At 70.3% G+C, this 19,128-nt stretch carries 16 protein-coding genes and 1 pseudogene; 11 read left to right on the top strand and 6 right to left on the bottom strand.

The features are described from left to right. Positions 1-137 precede the first annotated feature (137 nt). The 5 genes from ABZU75_RS18350 to ABZU75_RS18330 all read left to right on the top strand — a co-directional run bounded on the left by ABZU75_RS18350 (position 138) and on the right by ABZU75_RS18330 (position 4,726). On the top strand, positions 138-1,091 hold the full coding sequence (locus tag ABZU75_RS18350; protein WP_355555364.1) for an ABC transporter substrate-binding protein: 954 nt from the start codon (positions 138-140) through the stop codon (positions 1,089-1,091). Between the two features lie 177 nt (positions 1,092-1,268). Then, entirely contained in the window at positions 1,269-2,438 is a 1,170-nt protein-coding gene (locus ABZU75_RS18345; RefSeq protein ID WP_355555437.1) for an iron ABC transporter permease, read from the top strand. Between the two features lie 100 nt (positions 2,439-2,538). Then, a complete protein-coding gene (locus ABZU75_RS18340; RefSeq protein WP_355555362.1) occupies positions 2,539-3,312 on the top strand; it encodes an ABC transporter ATP-binding protein in 774 nt (257 codons plus the stop codon). A gap of 113 nt (positions 3,313-3,425) precedes the next feature. Then, complete coding sequence (locus tag ABZU75_RS18335; protein ID WP_355555435.1) at positions 3,426-4,073, top strand: adenosylcobinamide amidohydrolase; 648 nt, start codon at positions 3,426-3,428, stop codon at positions 4,071-4,073. 68 nt (positions 4,074-4,141) lie between these two features. Then, positions 4,142-4,726, top strand: a complete 585-nt coding sequence (locus tag ABZU75_RS18330; RefSeq protein WP_355555433.1) for a Uma2 family endonuclease — start codon at positions 4,142-4,144, stop codon at positions 4,724-4,726. A 67-nt stretch (positions 4,727-4,793) separates the two neighbouring features. Here ABZU75_RS18330 and ABZU75_RS18325 read toward each other — a convergent pair whose 3' ends face one another. Then, a complete protein-coding gene (locus tag ABZU75_RS18325) occupies positions 4,794-6,494 on the bottom strand; it encodes a hydantoinase B/oxoprolinase family protein (protein WP_355555360.1) in 1,701 nt (566 codons plus the stop codon). 77 nt (positions 6,495-6,571) lie between these two features. After that, positions 6,572-8,650 (bottom strand): hydantoinase/oxoprolinase family protein, encoded by a 2,079-nt coding sequence (locus ABZU75_RS18320; protein WP_355555358.1) that lies wholly within the window; start codon positions 8,648-8,650, stop codon positions 6,572-6,574. A gap of 638 nt (positions 8,651-9,288) precedes the next feature. On the opposite strand from ABZU75_RS18320, the gene ABZU75_RS18315 reads away from it, so the two are divergent. The 4 genes from ABZU75_RS18315 (at position 9,289) to ABZU75_RS18300 (ending at position 14,405) form a co-directional block, all read left to right on the top strand. Next, entirely contained in the window at positions 9,289-10,863 is a 1,575-nt protein-coding gene (locus ABZU75_RS18315) for a hypothetical protein (RefSeq protein ID WP_355555356.1), read from the top strand. Next, positions 10,863-12,413: a serine/threonine-protein kinase gene (locus tag ABZU75_RS18310; protein WP_355555354.1), complete on the top strand. Its 1,551-nt coding sequence runs from the start codon at positions 10,863-10,865 to the stop codon at positions 12,411-12,413. The genes ABZU75_RS18315 and ABZU75_RS18310 overlap by 1 nt, the downstream gene beginning before the upstream one ends. Positions 12,414-12,500: 87 nt before the next feature. After that, on the top strand, positions 12,501-13,682 hold the full coding sequence (locus ABZU75_RS18305) for a sensor histidine kinase (RefSeq protein ID WP_355555352.1): 1,182 nt from the start codon (positions 12,501-12,503) through the stop codon (positions 13,680-13,682). Positions 13,683-13,742: 60 nt separating this feature from the next. Further along, positions 13,743-14,405 carry a response regulator transcription factor gene (locus ABZU75_RS18300; protein ID WP_355555350.1) on the top strand — a complete coding sequence of 221 codons (663 nt, stop codon included), beginning with the start codon at positions 13,743-13,745 and terminating at the stop codon, positions 14,403-14,405. On the opposite strand, the gene ABZU75_RS18295 is transcribed toward ABZU75_RS18300, so the two are convergent. Then, the gene (locus ABZU75_RS18295; RefSeq protein WP_355555348.1) at positions 14,345-15,049 is read right to left on the bottom strand and encodes a hypothetical protein; all 705 of its coding nucleotides are present in this window, start codon (positions 15,047-15,049) and stop codon (positions 14,345-14,347) included. The two genes, ABZU75_RS18300 and ABZU75_RS18295, sit on opposite strands and share 61 nt — an antisense overlap. Positions 15,050-15,254: 205 nt before the next feature. On the opposite strand from ABZU75_RS18295, the gene gdhA reads away from it, so the two are divergent. Next, the gene (gene gdhA / locus ABZU75_RS18290; protein ID WP_355555346.1) at positions 15,255-16,598 is read left to right on the top strand and encodes an NADP-specific glutamate dehydrogenase; all 1,344 of its coding nucleotides are present in this window, start codon (positions 15,255-15,257) and stop codon (positions 16,596-16,598) included. A gap of 172 nt (positions 16,599-16,770) precedes the next feature. On the opposite strand, the gene ABZU75_RS18285 is transcribed toward gdhA, so the two are convergent. The 3 genes from ABZU75_RS18285 to ABZU75_RS18275 form a co-directional block, all read right to left on the bottom strand. Then, entirely contained in the window at positions 16,771-17,664 is an 894-nt protein-coding gene (locus ABZU75_RS18285; protein ID WP_355555344.1) for a phosphotransferase, read from the bottom strand. 110 nt (positions 17,665-17,774) lie between these two features. Further along, complete coding sequence (locus tag ABZU75_RS18280; RefSeq protein ID WP_355555342.1) at positions 17,775-18,392, bottom strand: hypothetical protein; 618 nt, start codon at positions 18,390-18,392, stop codon at positions 17,775-17,777. Positions 18,393-18,568: 176 nt separating this feature from the next. Continuing rightward, positions 18,569-18,742: a hypothetical protein gene (locus ABZU75_RS18275; protein WP_355555340.1), complete on the bottom strand. Its 174-nt coding sequence runs from the start codon at positions 18,740-18,742 to the stop codon at positions 18,569-18,571. A gap of 30 nt (positions 18,743-18,772) precedes the next feature. Between ABZU75_RS18275 and ABZU75_RS18270 the strand changes: the two are divergent. Next, positions 18,773-18,856: pseudogene (locus ABZU75_RS18270) on the top strand (DUF397 domain-containing protein); the annotation flags it as partial. Positions 18,857-19,128: the final 272 nt, after the last annotated feature.

Genomic DNA, 19,128 nt, shown 5'->3' with positions numbered 1-19,128 from the left:
CGCTGTCCCGCAACTGTCATGGCCCCTCGTGGGTCGAGCCAGGTCGCCTCCGCCGCGTCGTCGACGCCGACCCTCGTGGAAAAGGGTGACCCGTCCTTGCCTGGGTCCCTCGGTTCCGGTAACTGAAAGGACCTCCCTTGAGGCCCGTACGCAGCGCCCTCGCCGGCGCCCTGCTCGCCGCACTGACCCTCGCCGGATGCGGCCAGACCTCCCCCGCGACCTCGCCTTCCACCGCCTCCGCAAGTGCCGCCGCGACTCCCTCGGCGGCGGGCTTCCCGGTCACCGTCGAGGCGGGCAACGGCTCCGTCACCATCGAGAGCAGGCCCGAGCGGATCGTCTCGCTCTCGCCCGCCGCCACCGAGAGCCTGTTCGCGATCGGCGCGGGATCACAGGTCGTCGCGGTGGACGACCAGTCCAACCACCCCGCGGAAGCGCCGAAGAGCGAGCTGTCCGGTTTCAAGCCGAACGTTGAGGCGATCATCGCCCAGAAGCCGGACCTGGTCGTGCTCTCCGATGACATCGACGGCATCGTGGCCGCGCTGGGCAAGGTCGGCGTACCGGTGCTGCTGGAGCCCGCCGCCACCAAACTCGACGAGACCTACGACCAGATCACCGACCTCGGTGCCGCCACCGGAAACGGCGAGCGGGCCACCGAACTCGCCGCGCAGATGAAGAAGCAGATCGACGAGCTCGCCGCCGCCGCACCGAAGGACGCGAAGCTCACCTACTACCACGAGCTGGACGTCACCCCCTACGCGGCGACCTCCACCACCTTCATCGGCCAGATCTACGGGCTGTTCGGCCTGACCAACATCGCCGACAAGGCCCCCGACGCGGCGGGTGGCTACCCCAAGCTCTCCGCCGAGTTCGTCGCGCAGGCCGACCCCGACCTCGTCTTCCTGGCCGACACCAAGTGCTGCGGCCAGTCGAAGGACACCCTCGCCAAGCGCCCGGGCTGGTCCAAGCTGTCGGCCATCAAGAACGACCAGGTCATCCTCCTCGACGACGACATCGCCTCCCGCTGGGGGCCGCGCGTCGTGGACCTCGCCAAGCAGGTCGGCGAGGCCGTGCAGAAGGCCGCGGCCAGCTAGTTGACAGATCTCCCCCGCTCCTCCGGCGGCGGCACGGACGGGCCGCTCCGCGACTCCGGCACCCCGAAGGCGGGCAACGCCACCTCAGCACCGTCCCGTACCCGGCCGGAACCGTCTCCTCCTGACACGGCCACTCCCGCCACCGGTACGTCGGGGCTGCTCCGCCTGGGCACCGACATGCCGGAACCGTCTCCTGCCGGTGCCGTGCGGGAGCCGTTCCCCTCCGGTACCGGCACCTCGGAGCCGTCCCGCCCGGGCGCCGGGAAGGAGCCGTTCCCGCCCGGCGCCGGTGCGGCTCGGAAGGCCGGTGTCGCGGGCGGGCAGGCGGCCCGGCTCAGCCCGGCGGTGACGGTCGCGGCCGTGGCCCTGCTCCTGGCGAGCATGCTCGCCGGGCTGCTGGTCGGCGCCGCGGACATCGCGCCGCGCAGTGTGCTGATCCAACTGCTCGACTGGCTGCCGTTCGTCTCGGCCGACTCCGGGCTGGCCCCGGTCGAACTGAGCCTGCTGGCCGAGATACGGCTGCCCAGGGTCCTGCTCGCCGCGATCGTCGGCGGCCTGCTGGCCGTCGCGGGAGCCGGCTACCAGGGAGTCTTCCGCAACCCGCTGGCCGACCCCTACCTGCTGGGAGCCGCGGCGGGCGCCGGTCTGGCGACCACGGCGGCGATCGTCTTCACCAAGGGCGACGGCGGGGCGATCGGCATCCCCGCCGCGGCCTTCGTCGGCGCCGTCGGCGGTGTCCTGCTCGCCTACGCGCTGGGCAACGCGGCGGGCCGGGGCGGCGGCACCGCCACGCTGGTCCTCGCGGGCGTGGCGGTCACCTCCTTCCTCACCGCGATCCAGACGTTCCTGCAGCAGCTCAGGGTGGAGGAGCTCCAGCGCATCTACGCCTGGATCCTCGGCAACGTCGGCGGCGGCTGGAGTCAGGTCACGCTGGTGGCCCCGTACGCGGTCGTCTCGGTGACGGTCATGCTGCTGCACGGCAGGCTGCTCGACGTGCTCTCGGTCGGTGACGACGAGGCGGTCACCCTCGGCCTGAACGCCGCCAGGGTCCGCCTCGTTGTGCTGTTCGCCGCCTCCCTGGCCACCGCGGCGGCCGTCGCGGTCAGCGGGCTGATCGGCTTCGTCGGCATCGTCGTGCCGCACGTGGTCCGCCGCCTGACCGGTTCCTCGTACCGGGTCGTGCTGCCGATCTCGCTGATCGGCGGGGCCGCCTTCCTGGTCCTCGCCGACCTCATCGCCAGGACCGTGCTCGCCCCCGCCGAGCTGCCCATCGGGGTGGTGACCGCCTTCTTCGGCGCGCCGTTCTTCGTCGCCGTACTGCGCATGACCCGCCGGGTGGAGACATGAGCGTCCGGGCCCGTCCGTACGAGGAGCACACGACCGTTCCGGCAGGTGTGCACGGGGAGCGGGCGGCCGTGGCCCGTGCGCCGCGCGGAGGGGAGATCCGGTGAGCCGCCTCGCGGTGAGTGACCTGTCGGTGGTGCTGGACCGGCGGACCGTGCTGTCCGGCGTCGGGCTCGACGTCAGGGACGGCGGCTGGCTGGCCGTCATCGGCGCCAACGGCGCGGGCAAGTCCACGCTGCTGCGCGCCCTGGCCGGGGTGCTGCCCTGCGAGGGCGAGGTGCTCGTCGACGACGTGCCGATCAGACGGCTGCGGCCCAGGGACCGGGCCAGGCTGCTGGCCTATGCCCCGCAGTCCCCGGCGCTGCCGGTCGACATGACGGTGTTCGACTACGCCCTGCTCGGGCGTACCCCGTACATCCCCTACCTGGGCCGCGAGGGCCGCCGCGACCGCGAGGTGACCGCGTCGGTGCTGGAGCGGCTGGACCTGTCACCCCTCGCGGGTCGGCGGCTCGGCCATCTGTCCGGAGGCGAGCGCCAGCGCGTGGTGCTCGCCAGGGCGCTGACCCAGCAGGCCCCGGTGCTCCTGCTCGACGAGCCCACCACCGCCCTCGACCTGGGACATCAGCAGCAGGTGCTGGAGCTCGTGGACCGGCTCCGGCTGGCCGACGGACTAACCGTCGTCACGACATTGCATGATTTGAGCCTGGCCGGCCAGTACGCTGACTCGATGATGTTGCTCTCGGGCGGCCGGGTGGCCGCCTCCGGCGCCCCGGCCGAGGTGCTGACCGGAGAGCTGATCGGCGAGCACTTCGAGGCCCGCGTCCGCGTCGCCACCGGCCCCGGTGGCAGGCCTGAGGTCCACCTGGAGCGTCCTTGACCGGGTCCGAGATTCCCCCGAGCCTTCCCGAGCGGGTGCGAGGTTCGTCCGGAGCCCTACTGGGCGGGCCCGAGATCCAGCCGGACGTCCGAGACGGTTCGCGCGAGGTCTCTTTGCGGCTGAGCCATCGTGAGGAGGACGGGGCCCGGCTGGCCTCGCTGCTCTGGGAGTTCGGCCCCGGGTGGCGGGCGATCTCCTCGGCCATGGTCGGCGGCGGCATCGGCCCGGCCGCCTGGGCGCTCAACGCGCAGGTGGTCGGTGGATACTCGCGGATGGACCCGGTGGAGCACCTGCTGGAACTCGCCCCGCCCGGCTCCGGTGTCGGCATGCTCACCGCCGCCTCCGTCGACCACTTCACCCGGGCCGCCGACGGGGGAGTGGAGGTCATGGCGACCGTCGGCCTGCGCGTCCCCACCTGGGCCGCCGCCCCCGAGGGTGTCCCGGACCCCGAACTGGCCCCCGCGTACCTGCCGGGAACGATCAACATCGTCGTCGCCGTACCGGTCGCGATGAGCGACGCCGCCCTGGTCAACACGGTCATGACGGTGACCGAGGCCAAGACCCAGGCCCTGCTGGAGGTCGGTTTCCCCGGTACCGGGACCGCCTCCGACGCCGTCTGCGTGGCGGTCCCCGAGCACGGCCCGGAGGAACTCTTCGGCGGCCCCCGCTCCACCTGGGGCGCCCGCATCGCCCGTGCCGTCCACACCGCCGTCCGCCAGGGTGCCCAGCAGTGGGCGAACCGTGATGTGTTGACTACTTAAAGTAAGAGAATTGCGGGAAGTGGCATGTGGGCGAGGGCCAAACTCCCGATACTGAGCAGGTGACCGCGATGGCAACAAAGGAGCCGACGACCAGGCGGACGGTTCTCCAAGGAGAGCCGCCGTTCACTGTCGACGACCTGCTCAAGTTTCCCGACGACGGGAACCGCTACGAGCTCTTCAACGGGAGCCTGCTGGTGAGTGCTTCCCCTGTCCCCCTGCATCAATACGCGAGTCTGCGTCTCGCGCGCATTCTCGAAGACGCTGCGCCTCCAGAGTTCCAGCCGCTGCAGGAGGTAAACCTCCGGGTGAGTAGCCGTGACTTCTTCATCCCTGACCTTGTTGTGGTGCCGACGGAGGCCGTCGACGAGAGGGGGCTGATGTTCGCACCGCATGACATCCTCCTGGCCGTCGAGTTGGTCAGCCCGAGCACCCAGGCGCGCGACCGTCACCTCAAGAGAGCCGCCTACGCCGCGGCGGGCATTCCCGCCTACTGGCGGGTCGAGCTGTCCGACGGTCCGTCCGTCCACGTCCACGAACTCGCCGGTGACGAGTACAAAGCCGCAGAAAAGTACGAGGCGGGAGAGGTCGCGCCCCTCTTCGCCCCCTTCGAGGTCTCCTTCGATCCCGCCGTGCTGCTGCAGCCTCGGGGCTGAGCGAGGCAAGCCCTCCGCGGGGCCGGGCGGCGCCTTAACCGGGGACGCCCGTCCGGACCCGCGCATGTCAGTTCTCCGCGCGCAGGGCCGTGCCGTCGTCCCTGACGGTGACGCCGTAGTCGGCGAGGGCGCCGTGCGGGGTGACGCGGCCGGTGTCGAGGTCGGCGAGGACCTCCTCGACGGGACGATCGCAGGGGGAGCCGATGCCGCCGCCGCCGGTCGTCTCGATCACGAACGCCTCGCCCGCGCTGAACCGGACGTTGTTCACCTTGGAGTCGAGGCGTTCCAGCGAGCCGTCCGCGCGCCGCAGGTAGAAGCCGCCGAGCCGGCCCGGCAGGCCGCCGGAGCGTCCGGGCGGGGCGTTGCGCAGCCGGTCGCCACGGGTGGTGACGTGGGCGTCGGCCAGGAAGCGGATCACCGTGCGGGAGCCGAGGCCGCCCCGGTGCCTGCCGGGGCCGCCGGAGTCGGGGACGGTCTCCACCGACTCCACGACGAGCGGGCAGCGGGTCTCGACCGGCTCGACCTGGGGTACCGAGTTGCGGCCGATGCCGAAGTGCACGCCGGTCGCGTCCGGGCCGTCCTTGCCCTGCCGGGCACCGACCCCGCCGAAGTCGTACGACAGGTGGATCCAGTACGGCGCCCCGACGGCCGCGATGGAGAAGGGCTGCAGGATGCCGCTCGCCGCGATGGCGCGTTCGGGCATCGCGTCCGACAGCGCCTGGAAGACGGCCTCCATCGCCGCGTAGATGGGCACGAACCGGCCACCGCACGGATAGGGCGAGCGGGCGTTGAGCAGCGAGCCGGGTGGCAGCCGCACCTCGATCGCCCGCAGGCAGCCGTCGTTCATCGCGATGGACGGGTCCAGGAAGCAGCGCATCGCGAACACGGCGGCGGCCAGCGACTGCGACGAGGAGGAGTTGATCGCCGCGGGGACCTGGGGGTCGGTGCCGTCGAAGTCGAGTACGGCTCCCGCACCGGGGGCCAGGGTGACCGCGACCCTGACGGTGTGCGAGGTGGTGAGGTCGATGCCGTCGTCGTCGATCGGGTAGGACGCCTCGTAGCGCCCGGCGGGCAGGGCGAGGAGGGCCGCGCGGGTCAGCGTCTCGGTGTGGTCGAGATAGTCGTCGATCCCCCGGGCGAGCCCTGCAGGGCCGTACTCGCCGGCCAGCGCCTCGATCCTGGCCGCGGCGACCGCGGTGCCCGCGACGAGCGCGCGCACATCGCCCATGACCTTGTCAGGGGTGCGGCTGTTGGCCCGCAGGATCGCCTCGATCGCCGGTTCCACGCCGCGCGCGGTGGCCAGCAGGACCGGGGGGAGCTGCAGGCCCTCAAGGAAGATGTCGGTGGCGAGCGGGGCCATGCCGCCCGCGGACAGGCCGCCGAGGTCCGAGACGTGGATCATCGTCGCGGTGAAGTAGGCGGGCTCGCCGGCGACGAAGACCGGCCGGTAGACGAGCAGGTCGTTGGTGTGCACCCCGCCCCGGTAGGCGTCGTTGAGCACGAACACGTCACCGGGCCGCATGGTGGGGGCCGGGATGTCCTTCAGTAGTTCGGGCAGCGCGACCTTAAGTGCCATGCTGTTCATGAGCGTGGTCGCCATCGACTGCGCGACCAGACGCCCACTCGCGTCGAGGATCGCCGCCGAGGCGTCGGACCCCTCGACGATGAACGTCGAGTAGGCCGAGCGCACCACCACGATGCTCGCCTCCTCGGCCGCCACCACCAGCGCGTTCCGCAGCACCTGCGCGGTCAGCGTCTCCGCCGTCAACCGGCTCGCCCCCTCGTGAGGACCCTTCGTGAGGCCTCCTCGCGAGGACCGCGCGTGCGCCGTCGAGGGTTCCGGTGTCATGCTGTTCCGCCCTCGGTGAGGATTACCGCCATGTCGTCCGCGAGCCTGGCCGTCCAGCCCGGTGGCACCACGATCGTCGCCTCGGCGTCCTCGACGATCGCCGGTCCCTCCGTCTCGCGCAGGGTCGCCCTGGTGAGCACCGGCACCTGTACGTACCCGCCCAGCTCGGGGAAGTACGCGGCCCGCCGCACCTCGGAGACATCGGAAGCACCGTGAGCCGCCGGGCGCGGCCCACCCGGCTCCCGGGCTCCGGGCGAGGCGCGGGGAGGGGGAGGCGCGGGCACGGCGTCGGTAAGGGGGTGCCGGGCGGTCTGGGTGACGCGGACGCGGTAGCTGACGACCTCGGTGGGGCCCCGCTGTTCGATGCCGTACACCTGCCGGTATCTCGCGAAGAAGCGGTCGGCCAGCTCGGCGGGGGAGTCGCTCCACCGCACGGTCAGGTCGTGGGCCTGTCCGGTGAAGCGGACGTCGGCCGAGCGGGTGACCGAGACACCGGGGGAGCCGAGAGTCACGTTCAGGTCGGCGGCGGCGGCCTCGGCCAGGATGGCGAAGACCCGCACCGGATCGGCACCCGGGGCGGACAGGACACGGTCGGTGGACAGGTCGCCGGCCAGCAGGCCGGCTGCGGAGCCGACCCCGCAGTGCGCGGGGACGACCACCGTGGAGATGCCGAAGCGGGAGGCGACCCTGGCCGCGTGCATCGGGCCCGCGCCGCCGAAGGCGACCATGACGAACCCTCGGGGATCGATGCCCCGCTGTACCGTCACCACGTGGACCGCCGACCCCATCGAGGCGTTGGCGATCTCGTGGACGGCGTGCGCCGCCTCGGCGCGGGAGACCCCGAGCGGACCGGCCAGGCGGCGGTCGACCGCCTTCTCCGCGAGGTCGAGGGAGAGCGACATCGTCCCGGCGGCGAACGAGGCGGCATCGAGGTAACCGAGTACCAGGTTGGCGTCCGTCACCGTCGGCTCGTCGCCGCCCAGGCCGTAGCAGGCCGGGCCGGGTTCCGAACCGGCCGAGCGCGGGCCTGCCCGCAGGGTGCCGGCCGGGTCCACCCACGCGATGCTGCCTCCTCCGGCCCCCACCTCCGCCAGGTCGATGGCCGGGGTCTTGACCGGCACCCCGGTCCCGGCCCTGCGCCCGCCGAAGCTGCCCTTGCCGCCCACGTGGAACTCGTGGGTGATCTCCGGCTCGCCGTTCCTGATCACGCAGGTCTTGGCGGTGGTCCCGCCCATGTCGAAGGAGATGACGTCCGGATGGCCGGACGCGGCGGCGGCCAGCACCCCGGCCGCGGGTCCGGACTCGATGGTGGCCACGGCCCGCCGGGCTGCCAGCTCGGCGGACATCACGCCGCCGCCCGAGTCCATGACGTGCACCGGCGCGGTGATTCCGATGCCGGCCAGCCGAGCGGTCAGCCGCCGCAGGTATCCCGCCATGACGGGCCCGACGTACGCGGACATGATCGTGGTGGTCGCCCGCTCGTACTCGCGCAGTTCCGGCCAGACCTCCGAGGAGATCACCACGGTCGGCACGACGCGCCGGAGGATCTCGGCGACCCGCCGCTCGTGCGAGGGGTTCGCGTACGAGTGCAGCAGGCAGACGGCGGCCGCGGTGACACCCCGCCGCGCGATCTCCTCGCCGACGCGGGCCACGGCCGCCTCGTCGAGCGGTTCGAGCACCTCGCCCCGGTCGTTCACCCGCTCGGGCACCTCGAAGCAGTCACCGGCGGCGACCGGCGGCGCGGGAGGGGCGAAGCGGAGGTCGTAGCGGTCCTCCTCGACCCGCGCGTAGCGGCCCAGGGGGATCGCCGAGCGGAAACCCCTGGTCGTGACATAGGCGACGCGGACGCCTCTGCGTTCGAGCACGGCGTTGGTGGCCAGCGTGGTCGCGTGCACGACCCTGGTCACCAGGGAGGGGTCCCTGTGGCCAAGCGCGGCGGTGATGCCCGTGACGATGCCGTCGGCCGGGTCGTCGTGGGTGCTCAGGCACTTGGCGACGCTGATCTCACCATCCGGCCCGCGGAGCACCACGTCCGTGAACGTCCCTCCGACGTCGACCCCGATCGAGTGGCTCAACGGCTCTCCCCGTCTGATCGTCCGGTGCTCCGGGCGGGTGGCCCGTCGCGGCGCGGGGGCAGGCCCCACGTCCGCTCGCCCGCCCACGAAGGGCAGGCTATTTCCCTAGCAAGCGCTTGTCCATGGGGTCTGCCGGGGGCCCGCCTCCGGGTGATCGGCTCGCCCGTGGCCCGGTGACCCTCGTCTTCCGTGCGGCGCCCGCTCTTCTCGCGTTTTCGAATTCGCGGGCCGTCTGCCCGCGTACGGGAGGAGCCTCCTCGGGCGCATGAGAAGCCACGAGAGCTTTATCCCCTTTATCGCGTATTAGATGGAAATATCGAATTATGGGGCTTCCGTCCCATTGGATTCGGTGCGACCGCGGGCCATTGGGCGAGATGAGGGAACCGGTCCTCGCGCGGTATACATTGTCGCGCCGGGGCCCGGTCAGGATTAGACTTTGCGTAACTGTCCGCAACGGGGGTGGGCATGGTGAAAGGCATGGTCGGTGCCTGAGTGGTGATGGTGAAGACGGGGTGGAGATATCCGTCTCGTGATCAGGTGCAGGTAACGGCGGAAAGAAAGTCAAGCCCTCGGGCCTGAGCGGTTCACTTATTCACTCTGGTTTGCGACCCTTGTCCTATCCCCTGTAGGGAGTGGCGATGCGGCGGTTCGGTTCGGCGGTGGCGGTGTTCGGAGGCCTCCTGTTGGCGGTCGCCGGGATGGCGCCCGCTCTTGCTCACGAGCACCCCAGCGGGATCACCGATCTGGTGACCCCCGCGGTGGTCAGGATCGAGGCCACGGCACGCGTGGACATCACGCTCCTTGACCACATCGGCGAGCTGGTCCACGTGGAGCGTTCCTACGAGGTGCCGATCGGCAGCGGCACCGGCACGGTGATCAACCCCGACGGGGGCATGGTCACCCTCACCCGGGTGGTCAAGAACGACCTGGACGTCCGGATCTACGCCGCCAACAAGATCTTCGCCGAGCACCACAAGGTCAAGATCCCCGCGGACTTCGAGCGGCACAAGCTCAAGGACGACCTGCTCAACCACCACCTGCAGGAGTGCTACCCGCCCAAGCAGCCCACCGCCACCTGCATCATCGACGTCACCACGGAGATCAAGGTCTTCCCCAACATCTCCCCCGCCGACACGGAGGGGTTCAGGGCCGAGATCGTCCGCCCCGGTGACAAGCCCGACAGCCCGGCGGTGCTGAAGCCCGTCGGCCGCGCCGACGGGAGCGCGGGCCTGCCCACCGCCCCGCTCGCCGCCGAGGTGCCCGCCAAGGACAACTCACCGGTGGCGGTCGCCGGGTTCACCGGGCGGCCCGCCGCGAACCTGCCGGAGACCGTCGACATCGCCCACCTCCGGGCGGGCGGCGCCGGTGAGGGCGGCCGGCAGTTCAAGGACCCGGAGAACAAGGTCAACGAGCCGGAGAAGCTGGGCGCGCTCGTCGACAAGGGGCTGCTCGGCGGCCCGGTGATCGAGGACAAGAAGGGCGAGGTCGTCGGCCTGCTGCTCGGCGGTGGCAAGGACGCCCGGATGATCGGCATCCGCGAGGTCACCAAGGCCCTGGCCGAGGCGGACGTCGCGCCCGCCCGTGGCCCGATCGACGCCGCCTTCGAGCAGGCGCTGACCCGTTTCCACACCCACTACTACGGTGACGCCGTCCCCGCCTTCCAGCGGGTGCTGGACCTCTACCCGGGCCACACCGTGGCCGCCGCGCACCTGAAGACGTCCCAGGCCAAGCGCGGCACCGCAGAGGACGAGGGCACCAAGAGGGCGGCCGCCTCCACCGACGCGCCCGGCGGCGCGCCGCTGTGGCCGTTCCTGGTCGGAGGCGGCCTGCTGGTGCTGGTGGTGCTGGTCGCCGCGATCCTGCTCTGGCGCCGCAGACGCTCCGAACCGGAACCGGAGCCGAGCCTGCTCGCGGACCCCCTGCCCCCCACCCTGTCTCCCCCCCTGAACCCGCCGCCCGTGCAGGCGAGATCGGCCTTCGACGAGCAGGTCGACTCCACGATCGTGGTCGGCCGTTCCTTCCCCGCCCTGCCCAAGATCTCCTCGACCTCGCCCGGCCAGCCGGTGCTGGTGGCGCGCGATCCGGGTTCCAGCACCGCTCCGGACCCCAGACCCGCCGAGACGACAGTGCAGAAGTACTGCACGGGCTGCGGGATGCGGCTGGGCCCCGCGCACAGCTTCTGCGGCTACTGCGGCCAGCCGGCCAAGACGTGATGGCAGTGAACGACAGGGCGCTGATCGGCCGGGAAGTGGCCGGCTACCAGATCGAGGACATCATCGGCAAGGGCGGCATGGCCGTGGTCTACCTCGCGGTCGACCCCAGGCTCAACCGCCGGGTGGCACTGAAGATCCTCAACCCGCTCCTCGGTGAGGACGAGCGGTTCCGCCAGCGTTTCGTGCTGGAGTCGCGCACCGTCGCGAGCATCGACCACCCCAACATCATCCCGATCTACGAGGCCGACACCGCCGCCGACGGCACCCTCTACATCGCGATGCGCTACGTCAACGGCCCCGACCTGCGCAAGCTCTTCTACGACCGGGGCCCGATGCCGGTCAGCCAGGTCAACCGGACCTTCGCCCAGGTGGCCGCCGCGCTCGACACCGCGCACGCCCACGACCTGGTTCACCGCGATGTCAAACCGGCCAACATCCTGATCGCCGCCCACACCGAGGGCGACCACGCCTACCTCACCGACTTCGGCATCACCAAGCACCGCACCTCGATCTCCGGGCTGACCCAGACCAACCAGTTCATCGGCACCCCCCGCTACATGTCGCCCGAGCAGATCAACAAGGAGCACATCGACGGCCGCTGCGACCAGTACGGCCTGGCCTGCGTGGTCTACGAGGCGCTGGCCGGGAGGTTGCCCTTCCAGCGCGACAACGAGATCGCCCTGCTCTGGGCACACCTCGCCGAGACCCCCACCCCGCTCACCACGCTCCGCCCCGAGCTGCCGCTCGAGGTCGACGGCGTCATGATGCGGGCCCTGGCCAAGTCGCCCGAGCAGCGCTACGAGACCTGCGGCCAGTTCGTCGCCGAGCTGCGTGACGCGATCAGCGGTGCCGGCCAGCCGTACCAGCTCACCCAGGCTTCCCCCACCGCACCGACGACGGTGCCCACGAGGCGACAGGAGCCGAGCAGGCCCAGATCCGGCGGGAAGGGCATCCTCATCGGCGCCGCAGTGGCGATCACGGCGATCGTCGCGCTGGTGGCGATGCTCGCGACGTTCCTGCGCGGTGGCGACACCTGGGTGGCGTACGAAGGTTCGGCCGCGGTGCCGGTCGCCTTCCAGCATCCCGGCACCTGGACCCTCCAACCGCACGCCGACGTGTTCGTGGTGGCCTCGCCGAGGGTGGAGCAGTTCCGGGCGCTGTTCGCCACGCCCGTCACCGCCGACTGGGCGACCGTGAACGAGATCATCAAGGACGATCCCCAGGACGCCGGCGGCCTTTACGCGCAGACGCTCGACACCCTCGACCCGCGCAGCGGCGCCAAGCAGCTGCAGGAGACGATGCAGTCCTCGCTTCCCGGCACGGTCAACGTCTTCCCCCAGGTCGTCCAGGTGAGCGTGGGCGGGCAGCCGGCCATCCGGTTGCAGGGGACGATCGCCGACCCGCAGCGCGGTGGCCAGCTCGAGTTCACCGGCTGGGTCGTCGAGCGGCCGGATGAACCGGCCCTCATCATCTACTTCTGCGCGTCCGGCAGGTGCGACAACGCGACCGCCAATCGATTCGTGCGGAGCGTCTCATTCCCGGTGTTCTGATCCGTTGACTTGTGTTCCACTTGCGATCGACTTGTCCGGGTGTTTTGTCCTATGGGCAAGACGGTCACCAAGCTTTAGTCTCCCCGCATGGCGGTTCTCCTCTCCCCCCTTCGGTACCTGCGCGCGGTGCCGAAGTCCGACTTGCTGATCGGCGCCGTGATCGTCGCCCTCGGCACGCTGGAGGCGTTCACCGTCGCCACCGAGTACGGCGCGACCGAGACGCCCGAGCTGTGGTGGGTCGGCCAGGCGCTCGTCACCGGCGTGCTCGTGTGGTTCCGGCGCCGGTCGCCGGTCGCCGTGTTCATCCTGATGATCCTTGCCCAGTATGTCTGGCACCGGCAGGGGTACGAACACTGTCAGACCTGGCAGCTCGCCTCCCTGCTGATCGTCTTCCACACAGTCGGTGCCGAGCTCCCCTTCAGGCCCGGGCTCGCCTGGGCCATCACCGGCATCCTGGCGTTCGGCTCCGGTGCCGTCGACCACCGCCGGCTCCCCTTGGAGGAGGTCGTCTTCCTGCCCGTCCTCTTCGGCGCCGCCTACCTCACCGGCCTCGCCCTGCACGCCTATGTCGCCCGGGTACGCAGCCTGGCTGAGCAGGCCGTTCGCCTGGAACGTGACAGGGAACGCGAGGCCGCCGAGGCCGTCGCGCGGGAGAAAGCCCGCATCGCTCGCGAGCTGCACGACGTGGTCGCCTACAGCGTCAGCATGATGGTCATGCAGGCCGGGGTGCTCCGCCGCTCGCGAGGCGGGGACGACGAGGCACTGCTGGGCATCGAACGGATGGGGCGCGAGGCGGTCGAGGAGCTGCGCGTCATGCTCGGCGCGCTGCGTATGCCCCTGGACGAGAGCATCCCGCAGCCCGGCCTGGACCTGCTGTCCGGCACCGTGGACTCGCTCGTCTACTCCGGGCTGCGGGTCACCCTCGACGTACGGGGGGAGGTGGTGCGGCTGGCACCCGGGCTGGATCTGTCGATCTATCGCATCGCCCAGGAGGCCCTCACCAACGCGGTCAAGCACGCCGGAGAGTCCGAGATCCGGATCACGGTCTCCTATCACCGGGACTCCGTGGAGGTGGAGGTCACGAACGGGAGTGGGAACGGCGGGACGTCCTCCGCGCTGTCGACGGGCAACGGCCTCATCGGCATGCGTGAGCGCGCCGAGCTCTTCGGCGGCACCTTCGAGGCCGGCCCGCGTCCAGAAGGTGGCTTCCGGGTCCACGCGTCCCTGCCGGCCTCGCTGGAGGTGTCGGCCGGTGAGCCGATCGGATGAGCCGGTTGACAGACGAAACCATAAACGAGGCGCCGAGCCGCCTGGCAAGAAGGAGGAGAAGTGAGCATCCGTATCGTGATCGTCGACGACCAGGCGATGGTCCGCGCCGGGCTGAAGCTCGTCGTGGAGAGTGAACCCGGCATGGAGGTGGTCGGCGAGGCCCCCGACGGGGTCGAGGCCATCGCCGTGGTCCGCCGCACCAAGCCCGACATCGTGCTGATGGACATCTCGATGCCCCGTATGGACGGCCTCACCGCCGCCAGGCAGCTCCTGGGGCAGCCGGAACCGCCGAAGATCGTCATGTTGACCACCTTCGACACCGACGAGAACCTCTACGCCGCGCTCCGTGCGGGGACCAGCGGGTTCCTGCTCAAGGTCTCGCCGCCTGAGCAACTGGTGGACGCCATTCGTGTCGTCGTCGCCGGGGACGCCCTGCTCGACCCGGCCGTCACCACTCGCGTCATCGCCTCCTTCGCGGGCCGTCATGATCCCGCGCCCCCGCCGCAGCTGGCCGACCTCACCCCGCGCGAGCTGGAGGTGTTGCGCTCCCTGGCCCGTGGCCTGACCAACTCCGAGATCGCGGGGAAGCTCTTTGTCGGTGAGGCCACGGTCAAGACCCATGTGGCACGGGTACTGATGAAGCTCCGTCTGCGGGACCGGGCTCAAGCGGTGGTGTTCGCGTACGAGTCGGGAGTGGTGCGGCCGGGGGCGGCGGTCGGGTAGTAGGAGATCCACTCCTCGCGGCTCATCCGGATCATCTTGACGCCGAGCCAGCCCAGCGCGACCGCGGGGGCGGTCCACAGCGGGACGGTCACCGGGCCGTACGGGACCAGCATCGAGCCGCCGTAGCCGATGCCGACGACGAGCGGCACCCACCAGTGCGCGAATCCCGCCCGCCAGACGCCGATCACCAGGACGGGCAGGCCGAAGATGGCGAAGAACAGCCAGGGCATCTGGAACCCGAAGACGACGCCGGGCAGGTTCAGCATCTCGTTGAGGATCTGCTGCGCCTGCTCAGGGGTGTTCCGCTGCCCGAGCCACCACTCCACCGGGTCGGTCATGAGCAGGCCCGACACGCTGATGTAGCCGAGGACGGTGAGCGAGCCGGCGATGTGGCCGAAGACCACCGCGCGGCGGCGCATCACATGCAGCAGGCCGAGGGTCGCGACGGCCATCAGCAGGTAGGCCCAGTGGTACATCACCGACTGGACCTGGGCGAGGGCGGGATTTTCCGCGAAACTGACCGCTTCGCGCTCGTCGCCCCAGGTGCCGGGGTCGAGGATGACAGCGATGGCCTGGAGCAGTGGGGCGACGATCAGCAGCAGGCCTGATGTGATGCGCCGGAAGTCGGCTGAATCCTTGAACATGGTTTTTCTTCCCGTGCGAGGTCGGGGCGGCCTTTTAACCAGGAAGGTAGGCGGCGGGTCCCCGCCGGGTCGTCCATCGCCGGGCTGATCCGGGGTCCCTCTCGCGGGGTAAGAAGTTCTCACCGTGGGCCGGTTAAAGGTGTGAGAAGTGCGTCTCATAAGGTCTAGACCACAGTGTGTGGGCTGGCGATCAGAAAGATAAGTGATGTTGCACGAAAAACTGGACTCGATCTACGACAGTGTCCTGCGCCGCAACCCGGGTGAGATCGAGTTCCACCAGGCCGTTCGCGAGGTGTTGGAGAGCATCGGACCGGTCCTCGGCAAGCATCCCGAGTATGCCGAATCCAAGATCATTGAGCGGATCTGCGAGCCGGAGCGGCAGATCATCTTCCGGGTGCCGTGGGAGGACGACCAGGGTGAGGTCCACATCAACCGTGGCTTCCGGGTCGAATTCAACAGCGCGCTCGGGCCCTACAAGGGGGGACTGCGTTTCCACCCCTCGGTGTACCTGGGCATCGTCAAGTTCCTCGGCTTCGAGCAGATCTTCAAGAACGGACTGACCGGCCTGCCGATCGGCGGGGGCAAGGGTGGCTCGGACTTCGACCCGAAGGGCCGCTCCCAGCGCGAGATCATGCGCTTCTGCCAGAGCTTCATGACCGAGCTCTACCGGCACATCGGTGAGTACACCGACGTCCCCGCCGGGGACATCGGCGTTGGCCAGCGCGAGGTCGGCTACCTGTTCGGCCAGTACAAGCGCATCACCAACCGGTACGAGTCCGCAGTGATCACCGGCAAGGGGCTCAGCTACGGCGGCGCCCAGGTCCGCACCGAGGCGACCGGTTACGGCTGCGCGTTCTTCGTCGACGAGATGCTGAAGGCACGCGGCACCTCCTTCGAGGGTAAGCGCGTCATCGTGTCCGGCTCGGGCAACGTCGCCGTCTACACGATCGAGAAGGTGCAGCAACTCGGCGGCACGGTGATCGCCTGCTCCGACTCCTCGGGGTACGTCGTCGACGAGAAGGGCATCGACCTGGACCTGCTCAAGCAGGTCAAGCAGGTCGAGCACCTCCGGATGGACGCCTACGCCAAGCGTCACGGCGGCAACGTGTCCTTCGTGGCGGGGCGGAGCATCTGGGAGCTGCCGTGCGAGGTGGCGATGCCGTCGGCCACCCAGAACGAGATCACCGGCAAGGACGCCGAGTCGCTGGTGCGCGGCGGGTGCATCGCGGTCGGCGAGGGCGCCAACATGCCCACCACGCCGGAGGGCATCCGGGTGTTCCAGGAGGCGGGTGTCGCCTTCGGGCCCGGCAAGGCCGCCAACGCGGGCGGCGTGGCCACCAGCGCGCTGGAGATGCAGCAGAACGCCAGCCGTGACTCGTGGACCTTCGAGTTCTCCGAGCGCCGCCTCCAGGAGATCATGCAGGACATCCACGGCCGCTGCCTGGAGACCGCCAGGGAGTACGGCATGCCGGGCAACTACGTGGCCGGCGCCAACATCGACGGCTTCAAGCGCGTCGCCGACGCGATGCTCTCCCTCGGCCTGATCTGATCTGAAGTGTTCGCCGTGACCGCCAAAGGCGTCGGTCACCGGCACATCTTTCGCGGTCCCGGACGCCGAGCCCGCTCCCCGTGCACCGGGATGCCGGCGGCGTCCTGAGTGGCCGTTCACCGGCGAAACCGCGAATACGCCGTTCTGATCGCCGGAGCCCCGGTGGGGCGTTCTACGAGTGGAAGAGCCACTCCATCGCGGTGCGGGATTTGCCGACGTAGGCGTCCTGGCCGGTTTCGAGGCCGTACGCCAGATCCTCGAAGAGACCGCATCTGCCGTAGAAGACGGCGCGCTCGCGCAGGGCGGTGACGTCGCCGGGCCGGTAGCCGCCGAGGGCGGCGTCCAGGGCGGTGGGGCCGAGGTCGCGATACAGCAGGCCGAAGTCGTAGGCCGGGTCGACGATCGCGGCGTCGCTCCAGTCGATGACGCCGGTCACCGCACCCGTGGCCGGGTCGACGAGAACGTGCTCGATTCCCAGATCGTTGTGCGAGAAGACCGGGGTGTATCCCCCGTCCGGGGGCGGGGTGTCCAGGAACGCCTGCACCGCCTGCTGGTGGGCCGCCGGGATCTCCCCGGAGATCGTCGGGTAGCTCTCCGCCGCCTCGTCCAGCCATTCGGACGGCGGCGGGTCGTCCACCTCCACCAGGCCGGCCAGCCGATCCACCGGAACGGCGTGCGCGGCGGCGAGCAGGCCGCCGAGCGTGGCGGCGACCGACGGGCCGTGGGCCAGCCGCTCCGATATGGGCAGGCCGAGCAGTGGCCGGCCCGGGAGCTTGAAGTAGGCCAGGCAGCCGTGCTCCGCGACCGTGAACCGCGGCTCGGGGACGGGCACCGGGGAGAAGCGCGCGACGGCGGCCAGGAGGCGGGCCTCGCGCTCCACGAGCGCGGCCCGCCGCGCCGGATCCGGCTCCTTGCTGAAGCGCACGATCAACTCGCCGTTGACCTCGTACGCGATGTTGTCCTGGCCCTCACCGAGCGGTGTGACGGTCTCGACCCGGTAGCCGGGCAGATGCTCGGCCACCGCGTCGCGGGCATCCTCGGCATGGTCGCGGCTCTGGCTCTCCATGCCGCGACCCTACCGATCACGGCGTGTCGGATGCGGGGCCGTGTTCCGCGAGCCTCCTTGGGTTGATCCTGTCCCTCCGCTGTCTTTCGGTCTCTGGGGCGGTGGTGCTCTCAGCTCGCGCCGGGGACGGTGACGTTCTTCTCCTTGAAGCCGTAGCCGTTCTGTGTCGCCTTCTGCTGCAGGCCGGTGAAGGAGTTCTTGGTGGCGGCGAGGTCGGCCTCGGTGGCGGTGCCGTTCTTCAGCTTGGAGGTCAGCCTGTCGAAGCTGGCGGTGACCGCCGTGACACCCTTGCACAACGTCGGGTTGGCCAGGGCGAAGCGTTTGGCGACCTTCAGCTCGTGAACGGTGAAGAGACCGGCCACGGCCGCCTTCGCGAAGGTCCGCTTCCGCTTCTCCGCCCCCGCCTTGAAGCCCCCGCTCCGCAGTGGTCGGTAGATGTAGCGGTAGAAGGCTCCCAGTGCGAGGCCCGCGTGCAGCGCGAAGCGGGTCTTGGCGAACTTCTTGGCGTTGCCGGCGGCCGGGCACTCCTCGGAGGGGTACTCCTGGTCGGTATCCGCCGCCGGTGGGGCGGTCGTGGCGGCCGGTGGGGCGGCGGGTGCCGAGGTCGTGGCCACCATGGCACCGGGCCTCAGGTCGGCCGGCGTGTTGTCGCCGCAGCCACCCACCAAGGCCACGGCCAGCAGCACCGCCGCCGGGATGGCAAGGGATCGGGTCCCCCGTGCAAGCATTTTCCCCCCTGGAGAACTTCACGGTGCCGTGGTTCGCACCTTCCTTCGCACTCTACTCTCTGTAGTTGCTTCATCACCTTAAGTGAAGAGTGTGGCTCTCCGGGGTGTCCCGAGCCGACGGCGCCGAATCGGCCGGACGGGAGAAAGGTCGGGGGTGCCCCTCTCCTGGCTGTCGCTCAGGCCGGGAACCGGGCCACCGCCGCGCGCACTGCCTTCGACGCCTCGTCGGTGAGCGGGTCACCGCGCCCGAAACAGGCCGTCTCGACGTGGAGTTCGGCGAGCCCGCGAAACGACTCGATGGTGCGAGAACGGTCGGTGTCGAACGCGCCGAGGGTGGGGGAGTCGTCCACGCTCGCGACGGCGTCGCCGGGTAAAAGGACCGGTCGGGTCCGGCGCTGGTGTTCTCTCCGGCCGAGTGGGCGGCGTTCACCCGCTGGGTCCGCACCGACGACACCGTCCAGTAGGGCCTGCTTCCTTCGACCTGCTCGAAGTGATCGCTGTCGTCGATGACGAGACAACGCACGGTCACGAGTCCAGGGCGGCGGCAGGCCGCGGATGGCGCATTGCAGTTAGCGGGTATGCCGGGACTGCCGTTGGCACGGGGCCCGAATGGGTGCTGCCAGCGCAGACGACGGGCGGCGGGCGCGGCATCGTAGGAAGCGAAAGCAGCTCACTGGACCGGAACGCCGGCGATGACCGTCAAGCCGGAGCCGGTGTCCTTCGAAAACTCCTGCGA

The sequence above is a fragment of the Streptosporangium sp. NPDC005286 genome (genome assembly GCF_040607515.1).
Lineage (GTDB): Bacteria > Actinomycetota > Actinomycetes > Streptosporangiales > Streptosporangiaceae > Streptosporangium.
The sequence above is the reverse complement of the archived record's forward strand: the minus strand, read 5'-3'. Positions and strand labels throughout refer to the sequence as shown.